Origin of the sequence: Plantactinospora sp. KLBMP9567 (genome assembly GCF_033446045.1) — a bacterium.
Classification (GTDB): domain Bacteria; phylum Actinomycetota; class Actinomycetes; order Mycobacteriales; family Micromonosporaceae; genus Plantactinospora.
The window spans coordinates 30,645-49,334 of the sequence record NZ_JAWQRR010000065.1 but is presented as its reverse complement, the minus strand read 5'-3'; the positions used below and the strand labels follow the sequence as shown (position 1 = coordinate 49,334).

The following is an 18,690-nucleotide window of genomic DNA, read 5'->3' as shown; positions in this document are numbered from 1 at the left end:
CCCCGGCGCGGTCCGGACCGGGGCGGAGCCGTCGTGCTCAGTGCTTCCACTGGGCCGAGCCGGCGTCCCAATCGGTGTACGTGTAGGGGTTGTCCCGCACCTTCGTCTCCGGGACGTCCGGGTTCATGCCCTTCGCCCAGGCGTCCTGACCCATCGACTCGACCAGGTACTCGACGGTCCGCTCCACCTCGCGCCGCGCCCGGCCGAGGTCGACGCCGACCAGCCGGTGCTGGTGCTTGACGAGCCGGCCGTCGACCAGGACGGTGTGCACGTCGCCGCGCTGCGCCTGGAAGGCCACGTGGCCGTACGGGTTGAGGATCGGGAACATCACCGGGGAGTCGTCGTTCTTGATCAGTACGATGTCCGCCTTCTTGCCCGGTGCCAGGCTGCCCACCTTGTCGTCCAGGCCGAGGGCGCGGCTGCCGCCCCGGGTGGCCCACTCGACGACCTGCTCGGCGCGCAGGTGGCAGTGCGTGACGGTGTCCTGCCGGCCGTGTGCCTCAAGGTGTTCCCGGGAGCGGTCCGCGCCCAGTGTGGTGCGCATGGCGGTGAACAGGTCGCCGCTCCACCAGACGCTGGTGTCCATGGAGAGCGAGACCGGGATGTCGTGGTGGCGCAGTTGCCAGGTGGGCGGGTAGCCCTGGCCGGCGCTCTGCTCGCTCTCCGTGGAGACCGAGACCGATCCGCCGGTGGCGGCGATCCGGTTGTACGAGTCCCGGTTCAGCGTGGCCGCGTGCACGTAGACGGTGGCCGGGGTCATGAAGCCGTTCTCGTGCATCAGCCGGATGCCGTCGTCGTTGGTGGCACCCCAGACCCCGGCGTGGGTGGTGACCGGTACACCGAGTTCGCGGGCGACCTCGAAGGCGGCCCGCTCCGGGAAGGCGGGGTCGCCGGTGACGTCGAAGGCCATCTGGAAGCCGAGCATGTCGCCCTTGCCAGCGATGCGCCGCTCGACGAAGTCGCGGAACCCCGGGCTGGTCGCCCACTCCCACGGCCCCTGCTGGATGTTCCCGTAGGCCAGGACGAAGCGGCCGGGCACCGCCTCCAGGGCGTCGACCGCGGCGTCCGCGTGCTGCGGGGTCTGCAACCCGTGCGACCAGTCGACGGTGGTGGTGACCCCGGCGTCGATCGCCTCGATGGCGGCGAGCAGGTTGCCGGCGTAGATGTCCTCGGGCCGGAAGAGTTTGCCGGATTCCAGGTAGTACCAGACGAAGTACTGGGTCAACGTCCAGTCGGCGCCGTAGCCGCGCATCGCGGTCTGCCACATGTGCCGGTGGGTGTCGATCATCCCGGGCATCACGATGCCGCCGCTGGCGTCGATCTCCAGCGCACCCTCGGGGGCGGTCAGCCCGACACCCACCTCGGCGATGCGGTCGCCGACCACCAGCACGTCGCCGCCGGCCAGCACGGTGTGCGCGTCGTCCATGGTCAGCACCAGCCCGTTGCGCAGCAGCACCGGGCGGTCGGACTCGGTCGTGGCCATCGCCAACTCCTATCGGCGGAGTGATCTACGCGGACGATCGTCCGTATAGCGGGCGCAAACAAGTGGCGCAATTATTGTCCCGGTGTTTCGCGCCTGTCAACGAGCAGTATTCCGGCTTCGTCCGGACGGGCTGAGCGGCACTGACGCTCTGGCCGGCGTAGGGTCGGAACGCCGGGCCGGTTGCCCTGTCCGGCCGCCCGGCGGCCAGTTGACAGCGATGGCGGGCGCGAACAGACTGTCTGCGACGGACAAACGTCCGCGAGACGGACGGAGGCAGGAGCATGGCGGATCAGCCGGGTACCGGTGACACGCCGGGACCGCTGGCCGGACTGGTGGTGGCGGACTTCTCCCGAATCCTCGCCGGGCCGTACGCCACGATGCTGTTGGCGGACCTCGGCGCCGACGTGATCAAGGTGGAGGGGCCGGCCGGGGACGACACCCGGACCTGGATGCCACCGGTCCGGGACGGGGTGGCCACCTACTATCTCGGGATCAACCGGAACAAGCGGTCGATCGCGCTCGACCTGCGGTCACCGGAGGACCTCGCCGTGGCCCACGCCCTCGCCGCCCGCGCCGACGTGTTGATCGAGAACTTCAAGCCCGGTGGCATGCGGCGGTTCGGTCTCGACTACGAGTCGGTGGCGGCGGAGAATCCCGGCATCGTCTACGCCTCCATCAGCGGCTTCGGCACCGGCGCCGGCGCCGCGCTGCCCGGCTACGACCTGATGGTGCAGGCGATCTCGGGGCTGATGAGCCTCACCGGCGACCCGGACGGCTCGCCGTACCGGGCCGGCATCTCGGTCTTCGACGTGATGGCCGGGATGCACGCCAACATCGGCATCCTGGCCGCGCTGCACCACCGGGCGGCCAGCGGCCGGGGCCAGCACGTCGAGGTCAACCTGCTCTCCTCGGCCCTGTCCGGGCTGGTCAACCACAGCAGCGGCTACGTCGCCGGTGGGGTGGTGCCGTACCGGATGGGCAACGCGCACCCGAGCCTCTTCCCGTACGAGCCACTGCCCACCGCCGACGGCGAGCTGATCGTCATCGCCGGCAACGACGGGCAGTTCCACAAGCTCTGCGAGGTGCTCGGCCTGCCGGAGCTGGTCGACGACCCCCGGTTCGGGCGGAACCAGGACCGCACCGCCAACCGCGAGGAACTGCGTCCGCTGCTGGTCGAGCGGCTGCGTACCCGGACCCGGGACGAGTGGTTCGCCGACCTGATCGCCGCCGGGGTGGCGTGCGCGCCGATCAACACCATCGACCGGGGTGTCGCGTTCGCCGAACAGCTCGGGCTCGACCCGGTGGTGACGGTGGGGGAGGGCGCCGACGCGGTGCCGATGGTCCGCAATCCGATCACCTTCTCCGCCACCCGTCCCCGGTACGACCTGCCCCCACCGGGGCTCGACGAGCACGGCGAGGAGATCCGCGCGTGGCTGACCAAGAACTGAGCTTCCCCACCTCGATCGGCACCTCCGACGCCGACACCATCCGGCTGCTCGGCCACGACCTGGCCACCGAGCTGATCGGTAAGGTCGGCTTCGGCGAACTCGCCTTCTGGCTGGTCGCCGGGCGCCGCCCCACCCCGGCCCAGGTACGCGTCTTCGAGGCGGTACTCGTCTCGCTCGCCGACCACGGCTTCACCCCGACCGCGATCGCTGCCCGGGTCACGTACCAGAGCGCACCCGAGGCGTTGCAGGGGGCGCTCGCCGCCGGCCTGCTCGGCGGCGGCTCCCGGTTTCTCGGGGTCACCGAGGACAGCGGCCGGTTCCTCGCCGATACCCTGGCCGAGTTGACCGAGGTGCCGACCGACGACGCCGGCTGGGACGACCTCGCCCTGGCCGCCGTCACCCGGGCCCGGGCCGAGCGCCGGCTGGTGCCCGGACTGGGACACCCGGTGCACAAGGTGCGGGACCCGCGTACCCCGGTGCTGATCGCACTCGCCGAGCGGGAGGGGCTGCGCGGCCCGCACCTGCGGCTGTTCGAGGCGATCGGCCGGGTCCATCCGCGGGTGCTCGGCCGTACCCTGCCGTTGAACGGTGCCGGGGTCTGCGGCGCCGCCCTGGCCGACCTCGGGCTGCCGCCGGAGCTGCTGCGCGGCTTCGCGCTGCTGGCCCGGGCCGCCGGGCTCCTGGGCCACCTGGCCGAGGAGCGCCGCACCAACATCGGGATGGAGATCTACCGCACCGTCGACCGCAACGCCCGCTACATACCCCCCGACCCCGCCTGAGAGGAGCCGCGATGGCCACCATCGCCGCGGTGATCGCCTCCACCCACCATCCGTTCTACTACCGGGCCAGCACCGCACAGGGCGAGGACCGGCCGCCGTTCGCGGACGAGTGGGTACGCAAGATCCTGGCCTTCCGGGAGACGCTCACCCGGGCCAACCCCGACGTGCTGGTGATGGTCGGCTCCGACCACTTCCACCAGCTCTGGCTGGACAACATGCCGCAGTTCCTGGTCGGCAAGGCCCCGTTCTACGACGCGAACTGGTACAACGAGGAACGCGAGTTCGGCCTGCCCCGGATGCTGCTGCGGGGCCAGGAGGAGTTGTCGGCACACCTGCTGCGGGAGGGCCTGGACGCCGGCTTCGACCTGGCGTTCAGCAACGAACTGCGGATCGACCACAGCATCACCTGCCCGATCATCACGCTGCGCCCCGAGGCGGACCTGCCGATCGTGCCGATCTACACCAACATCTTCGCGCCGCCGCTGCCGCAGCCGAAGCGGTTCGTGCAGCTCGGCCAGACCATCCGGGAACTGGTCGAGTCGTGGCCGAGCCACCTTCGGGTGGCCGTGATCGGCACCGGCCACCTGTCGCTGGAACTCGGCGGCCCCCGCCAGTTCGGCCCGCACGGCCCCGATCCCGAGTTCGACCGGAAGGCGGTGGAGTGGATCGCCACCGGCGACCTGGAGCGCTGCCTCGCCGAGGTGACCCTGGAGAGCCTGCACTCGCCGGGCAACGCCACCCACGGCTTCATGGACTTCATGCTGATGATGGGGGTGGCCGGGGCGGGTGCCAAGGCGGACCACGTCGACACCCTCGACCTGTTCCACACCATGGAGGCGTACTTCACCTGGTATCCGAACGGCGTACCGGGCGGAAGCGGGGTGCCGGCGTGAGCAAGTACCTGCTGAACAAGTTCCTCTACACCGTGGACCGGGATCCCGAGCTGGTCGAGCGGTACCGCGACGACCCGCGCGGCATGGTCGCCTGGTGGGAGGCCGAACGCGCCAACGCGGTGCTGAACTGCCACACCGGCGAGGCGAGCACCTGGCTGCGCTTCGACGATGCCGAGCGGGAGGCGTTGGCCAGCCACGACTACGTCAAACTCTTCGAGCTGGGCGCGCACCCGTTCCTGACCCTGACCCTGTTCATCGCGATGTTCGAGCGGGACCACGCCGAACCGCTCGGCTTCCAGAAGCAGTACGCGGTCCGGCTGGCGCACTTCGCGCTGCCGTACCCGGACATCGCCACCTGAGCCGCGGCCGCCACCGCCGGCGGTCGGGTCAGTGCCGGCCGGCGGTGGCGGCGTCGGCCGTCCCGGCCACCTCGACCTGCGGCCGGGACTGCCAGCGCGCCCAGTCCGCACTGATCGCGCTGGCCGCCCTGATCAGTTGGGGCAGGTGCTGCTCGACCAGGGCCTTGACGCTGGTCTCGGCCGAGTTGACGGTGACGTTCATCGCGGCCCGCACCGTGCCCTGGCCGTCCCGGATCGGCACGGCCACCGACCGGATGCCCGGGGCGAGTTCGTCGTCGGCGAGTGCCCAGCCCCGGGCCCGGACCTCCCGCAGCATCGCGTCCAGCGCGGTACGGCTGTGTCGGATCTTCGGCTGGACCCCGGAACGGCTGGGTTGGGCCAGTGCCGTGCCGAGCGCCTCCGGGTCGAGCGCCGCGAGCAGCACCTTGCCCTGCGAGGTCACGCTCGCCGGAAACCGGGTGCCGATCTGCACCCGCAGCGCGATGATCTTCGGCACCGCGACCCGGGCCATGTAGACGATGTCCGATCCGTCGAGCTGGGCCATCGAGCTGGACTCCCCGGTGGCGGCGACCAGGTCCTGCATGTGCGGGCGGGCGATGTCCCACAGCGAGAGCGCCCCGACGTACGCCATGCCGAGCTCCAGCACCCGTGGCGTGAGTTCGTAGCTGCCGGTGTCGGCGCGGACGTAGCCGAGTTCCTCCAGGGTGAGCAGGAAGCGTCGGGCGGTGGGTCGGGCCAGCCCGGCAGCGGCGGCGACCTCGCTGAGGGACAGTCGGGGATGGTCGGCATGGAAGACGGTGATCACCTTGAGCCCTCGGGCCAGGGCCTCGATGAAGTCCGGTCCTTCGCCACGCTGTGCCATCGTCCGCCTCTATCCGTCGTCGCCGTCTCGGTCCCGCCGCCCGGGTCACCGTGCTGGTCGGCGGGCGAGCGCCCACCAGTTCACCATGTGCCGAACGGGGTCGCCGGAAGGTGTCCCCGGCCGCGTCCGGGTCCGGGCGCCGTCGGGACCGTCCGGGTGCCGTCGGGGTCCGGGCCACCAGTCGATTCCGGACCTCTGCGTGGCCGGCCTGGTGCGACCCCTGGGTGGTGTGGCGGCCGGGCTCGTCCACTCAGACGACCGTCGGTGGCTGGCTGTCCGCACCATCTGACCGTCAAGCGAACACCAGTCCGGGCCCATGCGCAAATGTTTCCGGCTTGAGTCTTGACATCTCCCAGGCACGGGCGGAGATTGTGATGTGCGCCGCGTCCGTGTAGCGGACGGTCGTCCGCAAAACTGGATGCTAAGGGCTCAGTCCTCGGAGGAGAGAGTTATGGCGCCGTCGGCCGCAGCTACAGATCCCGCTTCCACCGGTCCCGCCCCGATCCGGCGGCCCGCCGGCCGTGCCGCCCGGTCGGCTCCCGCCGCCCGGACCGTCCGGCCGCCCTTCGTTGTCCGGACCGTCCGGCCGCCCTTCGTCGTCCGGACCGTCCGGCCGCCCTTCGTCGTCCGGACCGTTCGGCCGCCCTTCGTCGTCCGGACCGTCCGGCCGCTCGGGCCGGGTTCGGCAGGTGCGGCGTGAACCTCGGACTGCTACTGCTTCGCCTGCTCCTCGCGGCGCTGCTCTTCGGCCACGCCAGCCAGAAGCTCTTCGGCTGGTTCCGTGGTCAGGGCCCCACCGGCACCGGTGCCACCTTCCACACCTGGGGCTTCCGGCCCGGCCGACAGATGGCCCTGCTCGCCGGCCTGGCCGAGTTGGCCGGCGCGGCGCTGATCGCGCTGGGCCTGGCCACCCCGCTCGGCGCGGCGATCGTGCTCGGCACGATGGTGGTGGCCGCCTCGGTCAACCTGCCGAACGGGCTCTGGGCGCACCTCGGCGGCTACGAGGTGGCCGCCGTCTACGGCGCGCTGGCCGTCGTGCTGGCGTACACCGGGCCGGGTGCCTGGTCCCTCGACCACCTGGTCGGGCTGGACGGGTTCGCCGGCTACGGCTGGGGCACCCTCGCCCTGGCCGTCGGGCTGCTCGGCAGCGTACCGCCGTTGCTGCGGCGGCGACGGGCCCTCGCCGCCGGCGACTGACCCGCCGCCCGCGAACGTCGGCCCGCACCACCGACGCAGGCGGCACTCGCGGGCCCACCGACCTCCGCATCCTCCACCGGACCGCCGGTCCCCCCACCGGCCCGTCCGCCCGACACCGATACCGCCGCCGTGCCGGTGGCCGCCCCGACCGTGGGTAACCGGCGCCGCATCCGAGAGGTGACCCCCGCTGATGAGCAACGAGGAACGACGAGGAGTGTCCCGGCGGTCGGTGCTGCGGGGCGGCACCGCCACGGCGGTCGGCGCCGGCATGGCGGCGGGCCCGGCCGGTGCCACCGGACCCGACCGGGACCAGACGATCCGGGCCGACCTGGTGCTGCACAACGGCCGCATCCACACCATGGACCGGCGCAACCGGGTGGTCAGCGTGCTGGCCATCCGGGACGGCCGGATCGTCTACGCCGGCAACGACGCCCGGGCCGCCCGGCACGGCTTCGAGGGCCGGCCCCGCACCATCGACCTGCGCGGCCGTACGGCGGTGCCCGGCCTGATCGACTGCCACAACCACATCGTGCTGATGGGCAACCGGCCGGGTCACCACACGCCGCTGGAGAACGCCTACTCCATCGCGGACGTGCGGTCCAGTTACCGGGCCCGGGCCCGGCGGGTGCCGCGCGGCGAGTTCGTCACCACCATCGGCGGCTTCCATCCCCACCAGTTCACCGAGGTACGGCTGCCGACCCTGGCCGAACTGGACGAAGCGCTGCCGCACCACCCGGCGTACCTGTCGGTCGGCTTCGCCGGACCCTCGGTGACCAACAGCCTCGGCCGGCGGTTCTTCGAGGCGGCCGAGATCCCGGTGACGGTCGGGGCGGACGGCGCGATCGCCGGCGGTACCGAGACCGGCAAGGCGACCCTGGCGCTGCGGCGTACCCTCACCGCCGCGCAGCGTGAGCGCGGGGTGCGCGACGCGATGGCGTACGCGGCCAGCCTCGGCGTCACCACCCACCTCGACCAGGGCGCGTTCCAGGCCACCGGCACCCCGTCCGACGGTGCGGCGCACGAGGACAACCACTCGATGCACCTGCCGTTCCTCGACGTCTACGCCCAGGGCCGGGGCATCGTCCGGCTGCGCATCAACTACCTGCACCAGGACACCGACCCCGCCGTACCGGAGTTGACGGCGCGGCTGCGCCACACGTACCCGTTCTTCGGCGACGACATGGTCCGGACCGGCGCCATCGGCGAGTTCATCGCGGCCAGCTACTCCGGTGGCCCGGTCTTCCTGGAGGCCGCCCGGCGTAGCGCCCGGGCCGGCTGGCGGATCGAGGTGCACTCGCTGACCGGTACCGACTTCCAGACCCAGATCCAGGCGTTCGAGACGGTGCACGCCGAGACCCCGATCTCCGACCTGCGCTGGGTCGTTGCGCACGTCCCCCGGATCACCCCGGACTACCTCCAGCGGCTGCGGGCGATCGGCGGCGGGGTCAACCTGACCGGCTGGCAGTACCTGGCCGGCACCGGCCCGGCGGCCGGCCCGCCGTTCCGGACGATCCTCGACAGCGGCATCCCGGCCGGGATGAGTTCGGACGGCATGCAGATCGCGCCGATGAACCCGTGGATCCACGCCTACTACGCGGTGACCGGGAAGAACGCCCGCGGGCAGGTGATCAACGCGGGGCAGCAGATCAGCCGGCAGGAACTGCTCACCCTCTACACCCGGGCCAACCAGTGGTTCCTCGGCGGGCCGGACGAACACCTGCTCGGCTCGCTGGAGGTGGGCCGGCTCGGTGACGTCGTGGTGCTCGACGACGACTACTTCACCGTCCCGGTCGAGCGACTGCGGCGGCTGCGCGCGGATCTCACCGTCGTCGGGGGCGCGGTGGTGCACGACGCCGACGACCCGCACTGACCCGCAGCGCGCGCCCCGAAGACCTATCCGACAGCGACGAAAGGTACCCGACAATGCGCAGGCGCTCCCTCGCCGCCGTCGCCACCGTCCTGGCGCTCGGCGTGACGGCCACCGGATGCGGCAACGGCTCCGGCTCCGGCTCCGCCGACGACCCGATCGTGGTCGGCTCCACCCTCTCCCTGACCGGCGCGTTCGCCGCGACCGGGCAGATCCACAAGATCGCCGGTGAGGCGTACGTCGCGCGGCTGAACGCCGCCGGTGGACTGCTCGGCCGCCAGGTCGAGTGGAAGGTGGTCGACGACCAGTCCGACCAGTCCAAGGTCAGCCAGCTCTACGAGCGGCTGATCAGCCAGGACCGGGTCGACCTGATCATCGGCCCGTACGCCACCCCGAACATCCTCTCCGCGATGGCGGTCGCCCAGCGGCACGGGTACGTGATGCCGCAGCACACCGCCGTGCTCGCGCCCCAGCTCACGTACGAGTGCCAGTTCCCGGCCTGGTCGATCGGCCCCACCCCGAACCGGTTCATCCCGACCCAGCTCTTCGACGCGCTGGCCGGTCAACCCGGGCCGCCGAAGACCGTCGCCGTGCTGACCAGCCAGAGCGGATCGGCCGCCTTCGTCTCCGACGGCTACGGCGCGGACAAGTCCGGCGCGCTGAGCATCGCCCGGGAGCGTGGCCTGGACGTGGTGGTCGACGTGCACTACCCGCCGACGACCACCGACTGGGCGCCGATCGCCACCCAGGTCCGGGACGCCGACCCCGACCTGGTGATCAACAACGGGCTCGGCGTGGACGCGGTGAACATCCTCCAGGCGATGGCGCAGCTCAACTACCGGCCGAAGCGGATGTTCAGCCTCTTCCCGGCGCCCGGACCCCTGCTCGACCTCGGCGAGGTCTCCGAGGGGGTGCTGTCGGTGTCGATGTTCGAGCCGAACAAGCCGACCCTGGACCGGCTCGGCCCGGCGGCCACCGAGATCGTGAACGACTTCACCGCGCGGGCCAAGGCGGCCGGGCTGCCGTACACGGTCTTCGAGACCCAGGCCGCCGCCTCGTGGAACGCCTGGGAGATCCTGGCCGCCGCGGTCAGGGACACCGGCGGGACCGACCACAAGAAGATGTGCGACTCGCTGCACGGCAAGGGTGCCGACACCACGTTCAGCGGGCACCTCGCCTTCGACCCGAAGGCGCAGAACTTCTGGCCGACCACCCAGGCCATCAAGCAGATCCAGCAGGGTGACTGGGTCACGGTGTGGCCGGCCGACCGGGCCGCCGCGCCGCTCGCCCCCGCCCGCCGCTGACCGCGCGTCCGGGCCCCGGCGCCCCCGTCCGGGCCCGGACGCGCCCCATCCGTCACGCGCCCATTCCTGACCGCCGATCCCTGACCGCCCGTCGCGCCGCTCGGCCCCGCCGCCCGGTGGCCCCGCCGACCCGACCAGACCCGAGGCGATGCCCCGTATGAACGTCCTCCAGGCCGCCCTCACCGGAGCGCTGATCGGTGGCCTCTACGCCCTGATGGCCACCGGCCTCTCCGTCACCTGGGGGGTGCTGCGCGTCATCAACCTGGCCCACTTCGGCCTGATCCTGATCGGCGCGTACCTCACCTTCCAGATCGCCACCTCGTGGCGGCTCGACCCGATCCTGACGCTGGTGGTGACGGTGCCGCTGATGTTCGTGGCCGGCGCCGCGATCCAGTGGCTCTTCGACCGGCTCCGGCTGAGCGAGTTCAACTCGCTGCTGGTCAGCTTCGGGCTGCTGAACATCACCATCCAGGTGGTCAGCAACGTCTGGAGCGCCGACTTCCAGCGGATGCCGGCCGAGGTCAACCCGTACGCCACCGGCTCGGTCACCCTCGGCCGGCTGGTCTTCCCGGTCACCACCCTGCTGGCGTTCGGCCTCGCCCTGGCGGTGGTGGTCGGCGCGCACCTGGTGCTGCGGCGTACCTTCGCCGGCCGGGCCATGCGGGCGATCGCCCAGGACCGGGCGGTCGCCGGCGCCTTCGGAGTCGACCACCGACGGCTCAGCGTCCTGCTCGGCGGCGTGGTCGGCGCCACGGCGGCGCTGGCCGGCATGGTCTTCGCACTCTCCAACGCGCTCACCCCGGAGACCGCGTACGAGTGGTTCGGCACCGTCTTCGCGGTGGTGATCCTCGGCGGGATCGGCGAGGTGGTCGGCACCTTCGCCTCCGGCATCCTCGTCGGGGTGCTCTCCGGCGTCGTCTCCGCGGTCTGGTCCCCGGCCGCCGCGCCGTTCGTACTCTTCTCGGCGATCATCCTGGCTCTGCTGCTGCGCCCGCAGGGACTCTTCGCGGCCGGAGGTGTCCGGTGATCCGCCGGGGTGGGGTCGGGCTGCTGGTGGCGTTCCTGGTGCTGGCCGCCCTCGGCGCCTCCGCCGACCAACTCGGGATCGGGTCGTTCTACCTGGTGCTGCTCGGCTCGATCTGCTTCTGGATCGCCCAGGCGACCAGTTGGAACCTGCTCAGTGGATACAGCGGCTACTTCAGTTTCGGCCAGGCCGCGTACGTCGGGGTCGGCGCCTACACCACCGCCGTGCTCAGCGGGCGGCACAACGTCGACTTCTTTCTCACCCTGCCGCTCGCGGCGGTGTTTTCCGGACTGCTCGCCCTCGGGGTCGGCGCGGTGGCGTTCCGGCTGGGCTCGCTGCGGGGGGAGATCTTCGCGCTGCTGACCCTCGCCGTGCCGTTCATCCTGGCCGCATTCGCCCGGATCAACCGGTCGATCGACGGGGGACAGGGGACGAGCGTCCCGGTTCCCGAGCTGCCGGGGCCGGTCAGCTCCTTCCAGCAGTTCCAGTTCCTGCTGGCACTGCTGATCGCGACCATCGCGGTGGCGGTGGCCTATCTGGTCCAGCACACCCGGTCGGGTTCCGCGCTCGCGGCGATCCGGGACGCCGAGGACGTCGCCGAGGTGACCGGGGTGGCGACGTTCCGCTACAAGATGCTGGCGATGCTGCTCAGCGGGGTGATCGGCGGGGTTGCGGGCAGCGTCTACGCGCTGCAGATCGGGTTCGTGACCGTGGAGAGCGTCTTCGGGCTGACCATCCCGCTCTTCGTGATCGTGATGGGGGTGCTGGGCGGCCGGAGTCACTGGCTCGGTCCGGTGATCGGCGCGGTGCTGATCGTCACCCTCCAGGACCGGCTCTCCTCGTACGGCCTGGACGCGTACAACATGATCATTCTCGGTGGCATCCTCGCCCTGCTGGTCGCGCTCGCCCCCGACGGCCTGTACGCGCGGCTGCGAGCCCGGCCGCTGGTCGCGCTCGGCACCCTGGTCGGGGTGAGCGGCGCCCTGGCGGTGCTCCGCGTCTGGGGCGAACTGCTGGACTGGCTGGTCGTCGGGATGCTCGCCGCCAGCCTGGTCGCCATCGTGCTCGGCTCGCCCCGGCTCTCCGCCCGACTGGGCCTGCGCCCACCCGGCCACCGGTCCCGGACGGCGACCCCGACCGCTCCGACCGATGCCGCTGCGGCCGACACTGCTCCGGACGATGTGGCTGTGCCCGGTGGGGCTGCGGCGGGCGCCGCTCCGGCCGACGCGACCACGGCCGAGATTGCGGCCGAGACTGCGCCGATCGACGACGCGGCGCCGGACAGGGCACGGATCGACGACGTCTTGACGGAGCAGGCACGGATCGACGCCGCCGCGCCGGACGGGGTTCGGATCGACGACGTCTCGACGGAGGGGGCTGGGACCGACGGCGTCTCGACGGACGCCGGCGTGACCTCGGCGGGTGCCGGCGCGGCCTCGGCGGGTGCCGGCGCGGCCTCGGCGGGTGCCGGCGCGGCCTCGGCGGGTGCCGGCGCGACGGAGACCGCGCCGGTCCAGGCCGCCGCGACCCACCTTCCCACCGTCCTGGAGACCCGTACGGTCCCGATCCAGGACACCGGTTCGCGAGGGGGCGGGTCCGGTGCGGTGCTGGTCGAATGCCGTGGGGTGGCCAGGTACTTCGGCGGGGTGCACGCGCTGGAGGAGGTGACCCTGGACATCCGGGAGGGCGAACTGGTCGGTCTCGTCGGGCCCAACGGCTCCGGCAAGACCACGCTGGTCAACGTGCTCTCCGGCACGATCCGGCCGACCCGGGGCACGATCCGGATCGGCGGGCAGGACATCACCCGGCTGGCGCCGCACCGGATCGCCCACGTCGGGATGGCCCGGACCTACCAGATCCCCCGCCCGTTCGACTCGATGACCGTCCGGGACAACGTGGCGATGGCCATCATGTTCGGGCGTACGCCGATGTCACTGCGCCGGGCCCGGCCGATCGCCGAGCGGCATCTCGGCACGGTCGCGCTGGCGCATCTGGCCGACGCGTACCCGAGCAGCCTCAACCTGCACCAGCGGCAACTGCTGGAGATGGCCCGGGCGGTCGCCGCCAATCCCCGGGTGCTGCTGCTGGACGAGGCGCTGGCCGGACTGAACCCGGCCGAGGTGGACAACGCGGTACGGGTGGTCCGGCGCATTCACGACAGCGGGATCACGATCGTGATCGTCGAGCACCTGCTGCGGGTACTCAACCAGCTCGCGACCCGGCTCGTGGTGCTCGACCGGGGTAGCTGCCTGGCCGACGGCGATCCGCAGACCGTGCTGAACGATCCGGCCGTGGTCCGCGCCTACCTGGGGAGGCAAGCCCATGTCTGAGCCGCTGCTGCGAGTCCGCGACCTCGAGGTGCGGTACGGCGACGCGCAGGCGCTCTGGGACGTCGCGCTCGACGTGCGGCAGGGCGAGACGGTCTGCGTCGTCGGTCCCAACGGCGCCGGGAAGTCCACTCTGGTCAACGCGGTCGCCGGGATCCATCCGGCGCACCGGGGGGAGATCAGCGTCGGGGGTACCGACATCACGCGGCTGCGTGGCCACCGGGTCTGCGCGCACGGGGTGGCGGTCGTCCCGGAGGGGCGGCGGATCTTTCCCCGGATGTCGGTGCTGGACAACCTCATGCTCGGCGCGTACCGGCGGGGTGCCCGCCGGGAGTACCGGGTCACCCTGGCCGAGGTCTACGAGATCTTTCCCCGGCTCGCCGAACGGGCGGGTCAGGTTGCTGGCAGTCTGAGTGGGGGAGAGCAGCAGATGCTGGCGATCGGTCGGGCGCTGATGGCCCGGCCGCGTCTGCTGCTGCTCGACGAGCCGTCGCTGGGGCTCGCGCCGGTCCGGGTCGACGAGGTGTACGACGCCATCGTGCGGATCAACGCGGGCGGGGTGAGCGTGCTCGTGGTGGAGCAGGACGTGCAGCGGGCCCTCGACGTGGCCAGCCGGGCGTACCTGCTCGGCGAGGGGCGGGTGGTGTTGAGCGGCCCGGCCGACGAGTTGCGGGACAGCGCCGAGGTGCGGCGCAGCGTACTCGGTTTGTGAGTGGGGTGGACTGTGGCGCTTGGATGGGATCGTGTGGGCGGGTGACGGCAGGGGCGGTGTTGGCGAGGGACGTTTTGCCATCGAGCTACACCATGCTTGCTGTGTACGCTGCTTGCAGCCCTTGAATCAGCCCGGTATCACCCCTGATCCATAATGGCGGAGGCATGATCTTGCGAACAGAAGTGAAGAAAATCAGTGTACTTGATCTCTAGCGCCGCAGGTCAAGAAGTCTGCTCCCCGCGCACGCGGGGGTGATCCCGGCACGACGGACTATGGCCTGTGGCAAATCAACTGCTCCCCGCGCACGCGGGGGTGATCCCGGCTCGATAGCCATCCGGCCGGGCGGCCGGATCTGCTCCCCGCGCACGCGGGGGTGATCCTCAACGGGTTGTCATCGTCCGGCGCTTCCGCCCCTGCTCCCCGCGCACGCGGGGGTGATCCCATCCTGCTACCCGCGTGGACGGGAGCGCTCCCCTGCTCCCCGCGCACGCGGGGGTGATCCCGCCCACGGCGGATCGGCGACGATCAGGTCGATCTGCTCCCCGCGTACGCGGGGCTGACCCCGAGACGCACCACTGGGTGACCGGCAACAAGGGCTGCTCCCCGCGCGCAAGCGGGGATGATCCCCGGCCGAACTCGCCCAGACCGGGCTCGCCCGGCTCGGAGTGCCGGAAACCCGGTACCGGAACCGGTCGGAGTCCGGTACACACGGAGGATGACCGAGGTGGCGCTGCCCGGCGGTCACACCACGGATGCCGTACTGATCGGTGACGTCGTATACAAGCCGGCCTCGCCTTGGACGCCGACGGTGCACGCCTTGTTGCGCTACCTGGAGGATGCCGGTTTCGACGGCGCTCCACGGGCGCTCGGCTTCGACGCGCAGGGCCCGCGAGATGCTCAGCTACCTGCGCGGCGACACCGTCGGCGACAGCACGCCGTGGCCCGACTGGGTGTTCGCGGACTCGACCCTGGTCCAGGTCGGCCAATGGCTGCGACGGCTTCACGACGTCACGGTGGGTTTCGGTCCACCGGCGGACCAGAGGTGGTTCATCGGCGACGCGGTGCGGCCGGGGCTGGTGGTGGGGCATCAGGATGCGGCGCCGTACAACGCGGTGGTGGACGGCGGCCGTCTGGTCGGTTTCTGCGACTGGGGTGCGGCCGGTCCGTCGACGCGGGAGTTCGACATGGCGCTGTCGGCGCTCTGGTGGGTGCCGTTCTGCCCGCCGGACGCGGTCGCGCTGTTGGGCTTCGATGCCTCCGAGGACCGGTCCCGCCGCCTCCACCTCCTACTCGACGCCTACGGCTACGACGCGGACCGGCGGGAGTTCGGCGCCGTGGTCGTGCACCGCGCCCGGCGGCAGGCTGCCGCCATCCGCCGGATGGCCGACGGCGGGGATCCGGCCGCGACCCGGTTGCTGTTCGTCGCGGACTACTTCGAGTCGGCCGCCGCCGACGTCGAGGCGCTGCCGAACGAGTTCTGGGCGCACTGACCCAAAGCGGCATCCGCCGTGCCGAGCCTTACACACCAACCGGGTCTCCCCAACGATGGTGTTCGTGCGGCCTCTCCGTCGACTGGCGGTGCACCCTTTCATCCACCCGCCGTCCTGCCCGGTCATCGTGCTTTCGGCCGCGGCTTCGCGACCACGTCCCGGGACCGTCGACGCCAGGCGCAGGCCGTGGCGTGGTCAGCGCGTCCGGCGGCGCAGCAGGTACGTGTCCATGATCCAGCCCTTGCGCTCCCGCGCGGCCCGGCGTACCTCGACGATCCGTGGCCCGGCCTCGGCGAGCGGGCCGGCGACCAGGATCTCGTCGGCGGTACCGAGGTAGGCACCCCAGTAGATTTCCACGTCCGGCTCGGTGACCCGGGTGAACGTGCAGTGCGCGTCGAGCATCACCACCAGGTCGTCCACTCCGGGCGGCCAGCCCTGGGCCAGCAACCGGCCGGTGGTGACCTGGAACGGCCGGCCGACCCGGTTCAGCCCGATCCGGTGCCGGGCGGCCAGTGTGGAAACGCTGCTCACCCCGGGAATCACCGTGTAGTCGAACTCGACCGTCCCGTCGGCCAGCATCTCCTCGATGACGCCGAGCGTGCTGTCGTAGAGTGCCGGATCGCCCCAGACCAGGAAGGCGGCGCAGCCGTCGGCCGGTACCTCGTCCCGGACCAGCACCCGCAGCAGTTCGGCCCGGCGGCGGCGCCACTCGTCCACCGCGTCCACGTAGGCCGGCGCGGTCCGGTCCCGGTCCGGGTCCCGCAGCTCCACCACCCGGTGGCCGGGCTTCGTCGGGTGCCGGCGCAGGATTTCCTGGCGCAGCCCGAGCAGGTCCTGCTTCGCGGCACCCTTGTCCAGGACGAAGAAGACGTCGACCTCGGCGATCGCCCGGACCGCCTCCAGGGTCAACTGGTCGGGGTCACCCGCCCCGATGCCGATGACGAGGATCTTCCGCACGATCGGCCGTCCTAGCGTTTCGCCGACCGCTCACGGCCGGCGGAGTAGAGGTATGAGTCCGGGAAGCCTTCGGCGGCCAGCACCCGGCCGACGATGATCACGGCGGTCCGGCGTACCCGGGCCTGTTCGACCTGGTCGGCGATGTCGGCCAGGGTGCCGCGCAGCACCAGCTCGTCGGGGCGGCTGGCCCGAGCGACCACCGCGACCGGGCAGTCGGCGCCGTAGTGCGGAACGAGCTGCTCGACCAGCTCCGGGGTCCGGCCGACGGCCAGGTGCAGCACCAGGGTTGCCCGGCTGGCGCCGAGTACCGCCAGGTCCTCACTGTCCGGCATCGCCGTCGACCGGGCGCGGGCCCGGGTCAGGATGACCGTCTGCCCGACCGTCGGCACGGTCAGCTCCCGGCCCAGCGTCGCGGCGGCGGCCGCGAAGGCCGGCACGCCGGGCACGATCTCGTACGGCACGCCTGCCTCGTCGAGCCGGCGCAACTGCTCGGCCACCGCACTGTAGATCGACGGGTCGCCGGAGCAGAGCCGGGCCACCTCCCGGCCGGCCCGGTGCGCGTCGACCATCCGGGCCACGATCTCGTCCAGGGTGAGGTCGGCGGTGTCCACCAGTTCCGTGTCCGGTGCACACGACTCGAGCAGCTCCGCCGGGACCAGGCTGCCGGCGTAGAGGCAGAGCTGGGCGCGGGCCAGCACTCGCTGCCCGCGTAACGTGATCAGGTCGGCGGCGCCCGGTCCGGCACCGATGAAGGTCACCGGCACGGCTTGACCACCGCCCACTGCACCAGGGCCCGGGCCGGCTTCCACGCCGTGAAGCCGCCGAGCGGCGCGGCCCGCTCCACGCCGAGCCGGGTCAGGTCGCCGCCGAGTCGCTCGGCACGAATGGTCAACTCGCGTTCCCCCTCGATCGTCACCGCGTGCGCGACCAGCCGGCCGCCCGGGGCGAGCGCCGCCCAGCACGCGTCCAAGACACCCTCGGCGGCCAGCCCGCCGCCGACGAAGACGGCGTCCGGGGTCGGCAGCCCGGCCAGCACCGCCGGTGCCCGGCCGACCACCACCTCCAGCTCCGGCACTCCGAGCATCGACGCGTTGCCGGCGATCCGCTCGGCCCGGTCCGCCCTGGCCTCGACCGCCACCGCCCGGCAGGTCGGCTCGGCCCGCAGCCACTCGATGCCGATGCTGCCCGAGCCCGCGCCGACGTCCCAGAGCAGTTCGTCGGGAGCCGGGGCGAGCCGGGCCAGCGCCAGCGCCCTCGCCTCCCGTTTCGTCAACGCCCCGTCGTGGGCGTACGCCTCGTCCGGCAGGCCCGGCATCGTCGAGCGGAGTATGGCGTCCGGCCCGGCCGTGGCGTGCACCGCGACGACGTTCAACGGATCGCCCGACGGATGCGGCCAGCCCTGGGCGGTCCCGTCGAGCCGCTGCTCGTGCCCGGTCCCCAGCGATGCCAGCACGGTCAGCGGGCTTGCCCCGTAGCCGGCCTCGGTGAGCAGGCCGGCCAGCGCCGACGGTGCCGACGCGTCCGCGCTGAGCAGCAGGATCCGCCGGCCGGGGGCGAGCACCCGGCGTACCCGGGCCAGGTCGCGGCCGACCGCGCTGACCACGCTGACCCGCTCGACGGGCCAGCCGAGCCGGGCACAGGCCAGGCTGATCGAGGACGGGTGCGGGAGTATCTGCACCCGGTCGGGGCCGACCAGTTCGACGATCCGCGCCCCGATCCCGAACCACATCGGATCGCCGCTGGCCAGCACGGCGAGCCGGCGGTCGGCGTACGCGTCGAGCAGGCCGGGCAGCGCCGGCAGCAGCGGGCTCGGCCAGCTCACCCGGTGCGCCGGCAGTTCCGCAGGGAGCAGGTCGAGCTGCCGTCCGCCGCCGAGCACGACCTCGGCCGTCCGTAACGCCCGCCGGCCGGCCTCGCCGAGCCCGGCCCAACCCTCCGCGCCGATGCCGACCACGGTCAGCCCAGGTCTGGCACTCGTCGCGGTCACG

At 72.1% G+C, this 18,690-nt stretch carries 16 protein-coding genes and 1 CRISPR repeat array; of the genes, 11 read left to right on the top strand and 5 right to left on the bottom strand.

The features are described 5' to 3' along the window. Positions 1–37 precede the first annotated feature (37 nt). Positions 38–1,483, bottom strand: coding sequence for an amidohydrolase family protein (locus tag R6Y94_RS43440; protein WP_318403129.1), 1,446 nt, complete (start codon positions 1,481–1,483; stop codon positions 38–40). 281 nt (positions 1,484–1,764) lie between these two features. Here R6Y94_RS43440 and R6Y94_RS43435 point away from each other — a divergent pair, with 281 nt between their 5' ends. The 4 genes from R6Y94_RS43435 to R6Y94_RS43420 are packed head-to-tail and all read left to right on the top strand — an operon-like array spanning position 1,765 to position 4,962. Next, the gene (locus R6Y94_RS43435) at positions 1,765–2,931 is read left to right on the top strand and encodes a CaiB/BaiF CoA-transferase family protein (RefSeq protein ID WP_318403127.1); all 1,167 of its coding nucleotides are present in this window, start codon (positions 1,765–1,767) and stop codon (positions 2,929–2,931) included. After that, the gene (locus R6Y94_RS43430) at positions 2,913–3,710 is read left to right on the top strand and encodes a citryl-CoA lyase (protein WP_318403125.1); all 798 of its coding nucleotides are present in this window, start codon (positions 2,913–2,915) and stop codon (positions 3,708–3,710) included. The genes R6Y94_RS43435 and R6Y94_RS43430 overlap by 19 nt, the downstream gene beginning before the upstream one ends. A gap of 11 nt (positions 3,711–3,721) precedes the next feature. Then, a complete protein-coding gene (locus tag R6Y94_RS43425; RefSeq protein WP_318403124.1) occupies positions 3,722–4,603 on the top strand; it encodes an extradiol ring-cleavage dioxygenase in 882 nt (293 codons plus the stop codon). Then, on the top strand, positions 4,600–4,962 hold the full coding sequence (locus R6Y94_RS43420; protein WP_318403122.1) for a hypothetical protein: 363 nt from the start codon (positions 4,600–4,602) through the stop codon (positions 4,960–4,962). The genes R6Y94_RS43425 and R6Y94_RS43420 overlap by 4 nt, the downstream gene beginning before the upstream one ends. A gap of 28 nt (positions 4,963–4,990) precedes the next feature. Here the strand turns inward: R6Y94_RS43420 and R6Y94_RS43415 are convergent, their stop codons facing one another. After that, positions 4,991–5,824, bottom strand: coding sequence for an IclR family transcriptional regulator C-terminal domain-containing protein (locus R6Y94_RS43415; RefSeq protein ID WP_318403120.1), 834 nt, complete (start codon positions 5,822–5,824; stop codon positions 4,991–4,993). Positions 5,825–6,520: 696 nt separating this feature from the next. On the opposite strand from R6Y94_RS43415, the gene R6Y94_RS43410 reads away from it, so the two are divergent. The 7 genes from R6Y94_RS43410 to R6Y94_RS43380 all read left to right on the top strand — a co-directional run bounded on the left by R6Y94_RS43410 (position 6,521) and on the right by R6Y94_RS43380 (position 15,745). Further along, positions 6,521–7,021 (top strand): DoxX family protein, encoded by a 501-nt coding sequence (locus tag R6Y94_RS43410; RefSeq protein WP_318403118.1) that lies wholly within the window; start codon positions 6,521–6,523, stop codon positions 7,019–7,021. Between the two features lie 190 nt (positions 7,022–7,211). Next, positions 7,212–8,891, top strand: a complete 1,680-nt coding sequence (locus R6Y94_RS43405) for an amidohydrolase (RefSeq protein ID WP_318403116.1) — start codon at positions 7,212–7,214, stop codon at positions 8,889–8,891. A gap of 53 nt (positions 8,892–8,944) precedes the next feature. Further along, complete coding sequence (locus R6Y94_RS43400; protein ID WP_318403115.1) at positions 8,945–10,192, top strand: amino acid ABC transporter substrate-binding protein; 1,248 nt, start codon at positions 8,945–8,947, stop codon at positions 10,190–10,192. A gap of 148 nt (positions 10,193–10,340) precedes the next feature. Then, on the top strand, positions 10,341–11,219 hold the full coding sequence (locus R6Y94_RS43395; protein ID WP_318403114.1) for a branched-chain amino acid ABC transporter permease: 879 nt from the start codon (positions 10,341–10,343) through the stop codon (positions 11,217–11,219). Continuing rightward, on the top strand, positions 11,216–13,546 hold the full coding sequence (locus R6Y94_RS43390) for a branched-chain amino acid ABC transporter ATP-binding protein/permease (protein WP_318403112.1): 2,331 nt from the start codon (positions 11,216–11,218) through the stop codon (positions 13,544–13,546). The genes R6Y94_RS43395 and R6Y94_RS43390 overlap by 4 nt, the downstream gene beginning before the upstream one ends. Beyond that, a complete protein-coding gene (locus R6Y94_RS43385; protein ID WP_318403110.1) occupies positions 13,539–14,255 on the top strand; it encodes an ABC transporter ATP-binding protein in 717 nt (238 codons plus the stop codon). The genes R6Y94_RS43390 and R6Y94_RS43385 overlap by 8 nt, the downstream gene beginning before the upstream one ends. A gap of 230 nt (positions 14,256–14,485) precedes the next feature. After that, positions 14,486–14,818: direct repeats of the CRISPR family, unit length 28 nt; unit sequence CTGCTCCCCGCGCACGCGGGGGTGATCC. A 330-nt stretch (positions 14,819–15,148) separates the two neighbouring features. After that, positions 15,149–15,745, top strand: a complete 597-nt coding sequence (locus R6Y94_RS43380; protein WP_318403108.1) for a phosphotransferase — start codon at positions 15,149–15,151, stop codon at positions 15,743–15,745. Positions 15,746–15,940: 195 nt separating this feature from the next. Here the strand turns inward: R6Y94_RS43380 and cobF are convergent, their stop codons facing one another. Genes cobF through cbiE form a run of 3 tightly spaced genes read right to left on the bottom strand, consistent with a single transcriptional unit; the run spans position 15,941 to position 18,689 of the window. After that, the gene (gene cobF / locus R6Y94_RS43375) at positions 15,941–16,702 is read right to left on the bottom strand and encodes a precorrin-6A synthase (deacetylating) (protein ID WP_318403106.1); all 762 of its coding nucleotides are present in this window, start codon (positions 16,700–16,702) and stop codon (positions 15,941–15,943) included. An 11-nt stretch (positions 16,703–16,713) separates the two neighbouring features. Then, positions 16,714–17,466, bottom strand: a complete 753-nt coding sequence (cobM, locus tag R6Y94_RS43370) for a precorrin-4 C(11)-methyltransferase (RefSeq protein ID WP_318403104.1) — start codon at positions 17,464–17,466, stop codon at positions 16,714–16,716. After that, positions 17,457–18,689, bottom strand: a complete 1,233-nt coding sequence (gene cbiE / locus R6Y94_RS43365) for a precorrin-6y C5,15-methyltransferase (decarboxylating) subunit CbiE (protein WP_318403102.1) — start codon at positions 18,687–18,689, stop codon at positions 17,457–17,459. Before cbiE ends, cobM begins: the two co-directional genes overlap by 10 nt. Position 18,690: the final 1 nt, after the last annotated feature.

Excerpts from the sequence above, each read along its gene's own strand:
- R6Y94_RS43440 (WP_318403129.1), bottom strand. The coding sequence starts at position 1,483 with ATGGCCACGACCGAGTCCGACCGCCCGGTGCTGCTGCGCAACGGGCTG.
- R6Y94_RS43435 (WP_318403127.1), top strand. The coding sequence starts at position 1,765 with ATGGCGGATCAGCCGGGTACCGGTGACACGCCGGGACCGCTGGCCGGA.
- R6Y94_RS43425 (WP_318403124.1), top strand. The coding sequence starts at position 3,722 with ATGGCCACCATCGCCGCGGTGATCGCCTCCACCCACCATCCGTTCTAC.
- R6Y94_RS43415 (WP_318403120.1), bottom strand. The coding sequence starts at position 5,824 with ATGGCACAGCGTGGCGAAGGACCGGACTTCATCGAGGCCCTGGCCCGA.
- R6Y94_RS43405 (WP_318403116.1), top strand. The coding sequence starts at position 7,212 with ATGAGCAACGAGGAACGACGAGGAGTGTCCCGGCGGTCGGTGCTGCGG.
- R6Y94_RS43400 (WP_318403115.1), top strand. The coding sequence starts at position 8,945 with ATGCGCAGGCGCTCCCTCGCCGCCGTCGCCACCGTCCTGGCGCTCGGC.
- R6Y94_RS43395 (WP_318403114.1), top strand. The coding sequence starts at position 10,341 with ATGCCCCGTATGAACGTCCTCCAGGCCGCCCTCACCGGAGCGCTGATC.
- R6Y94_RS43385 (WP_318403110.1), top strand. The coding sequence starts at position 13,539 with ATGTCTGAGCCGCTGCTGCGAGTCCGCGACCTCGAGGTGCGGTACGGC.
- R6Y94_RS43380 (WP_318403108.1), top strand. The coding sequence starts at position 15,149 with ATGCTCAGCTACCTGCGCGGCGACACCGTCGGCGACAGCACGCCGTGG.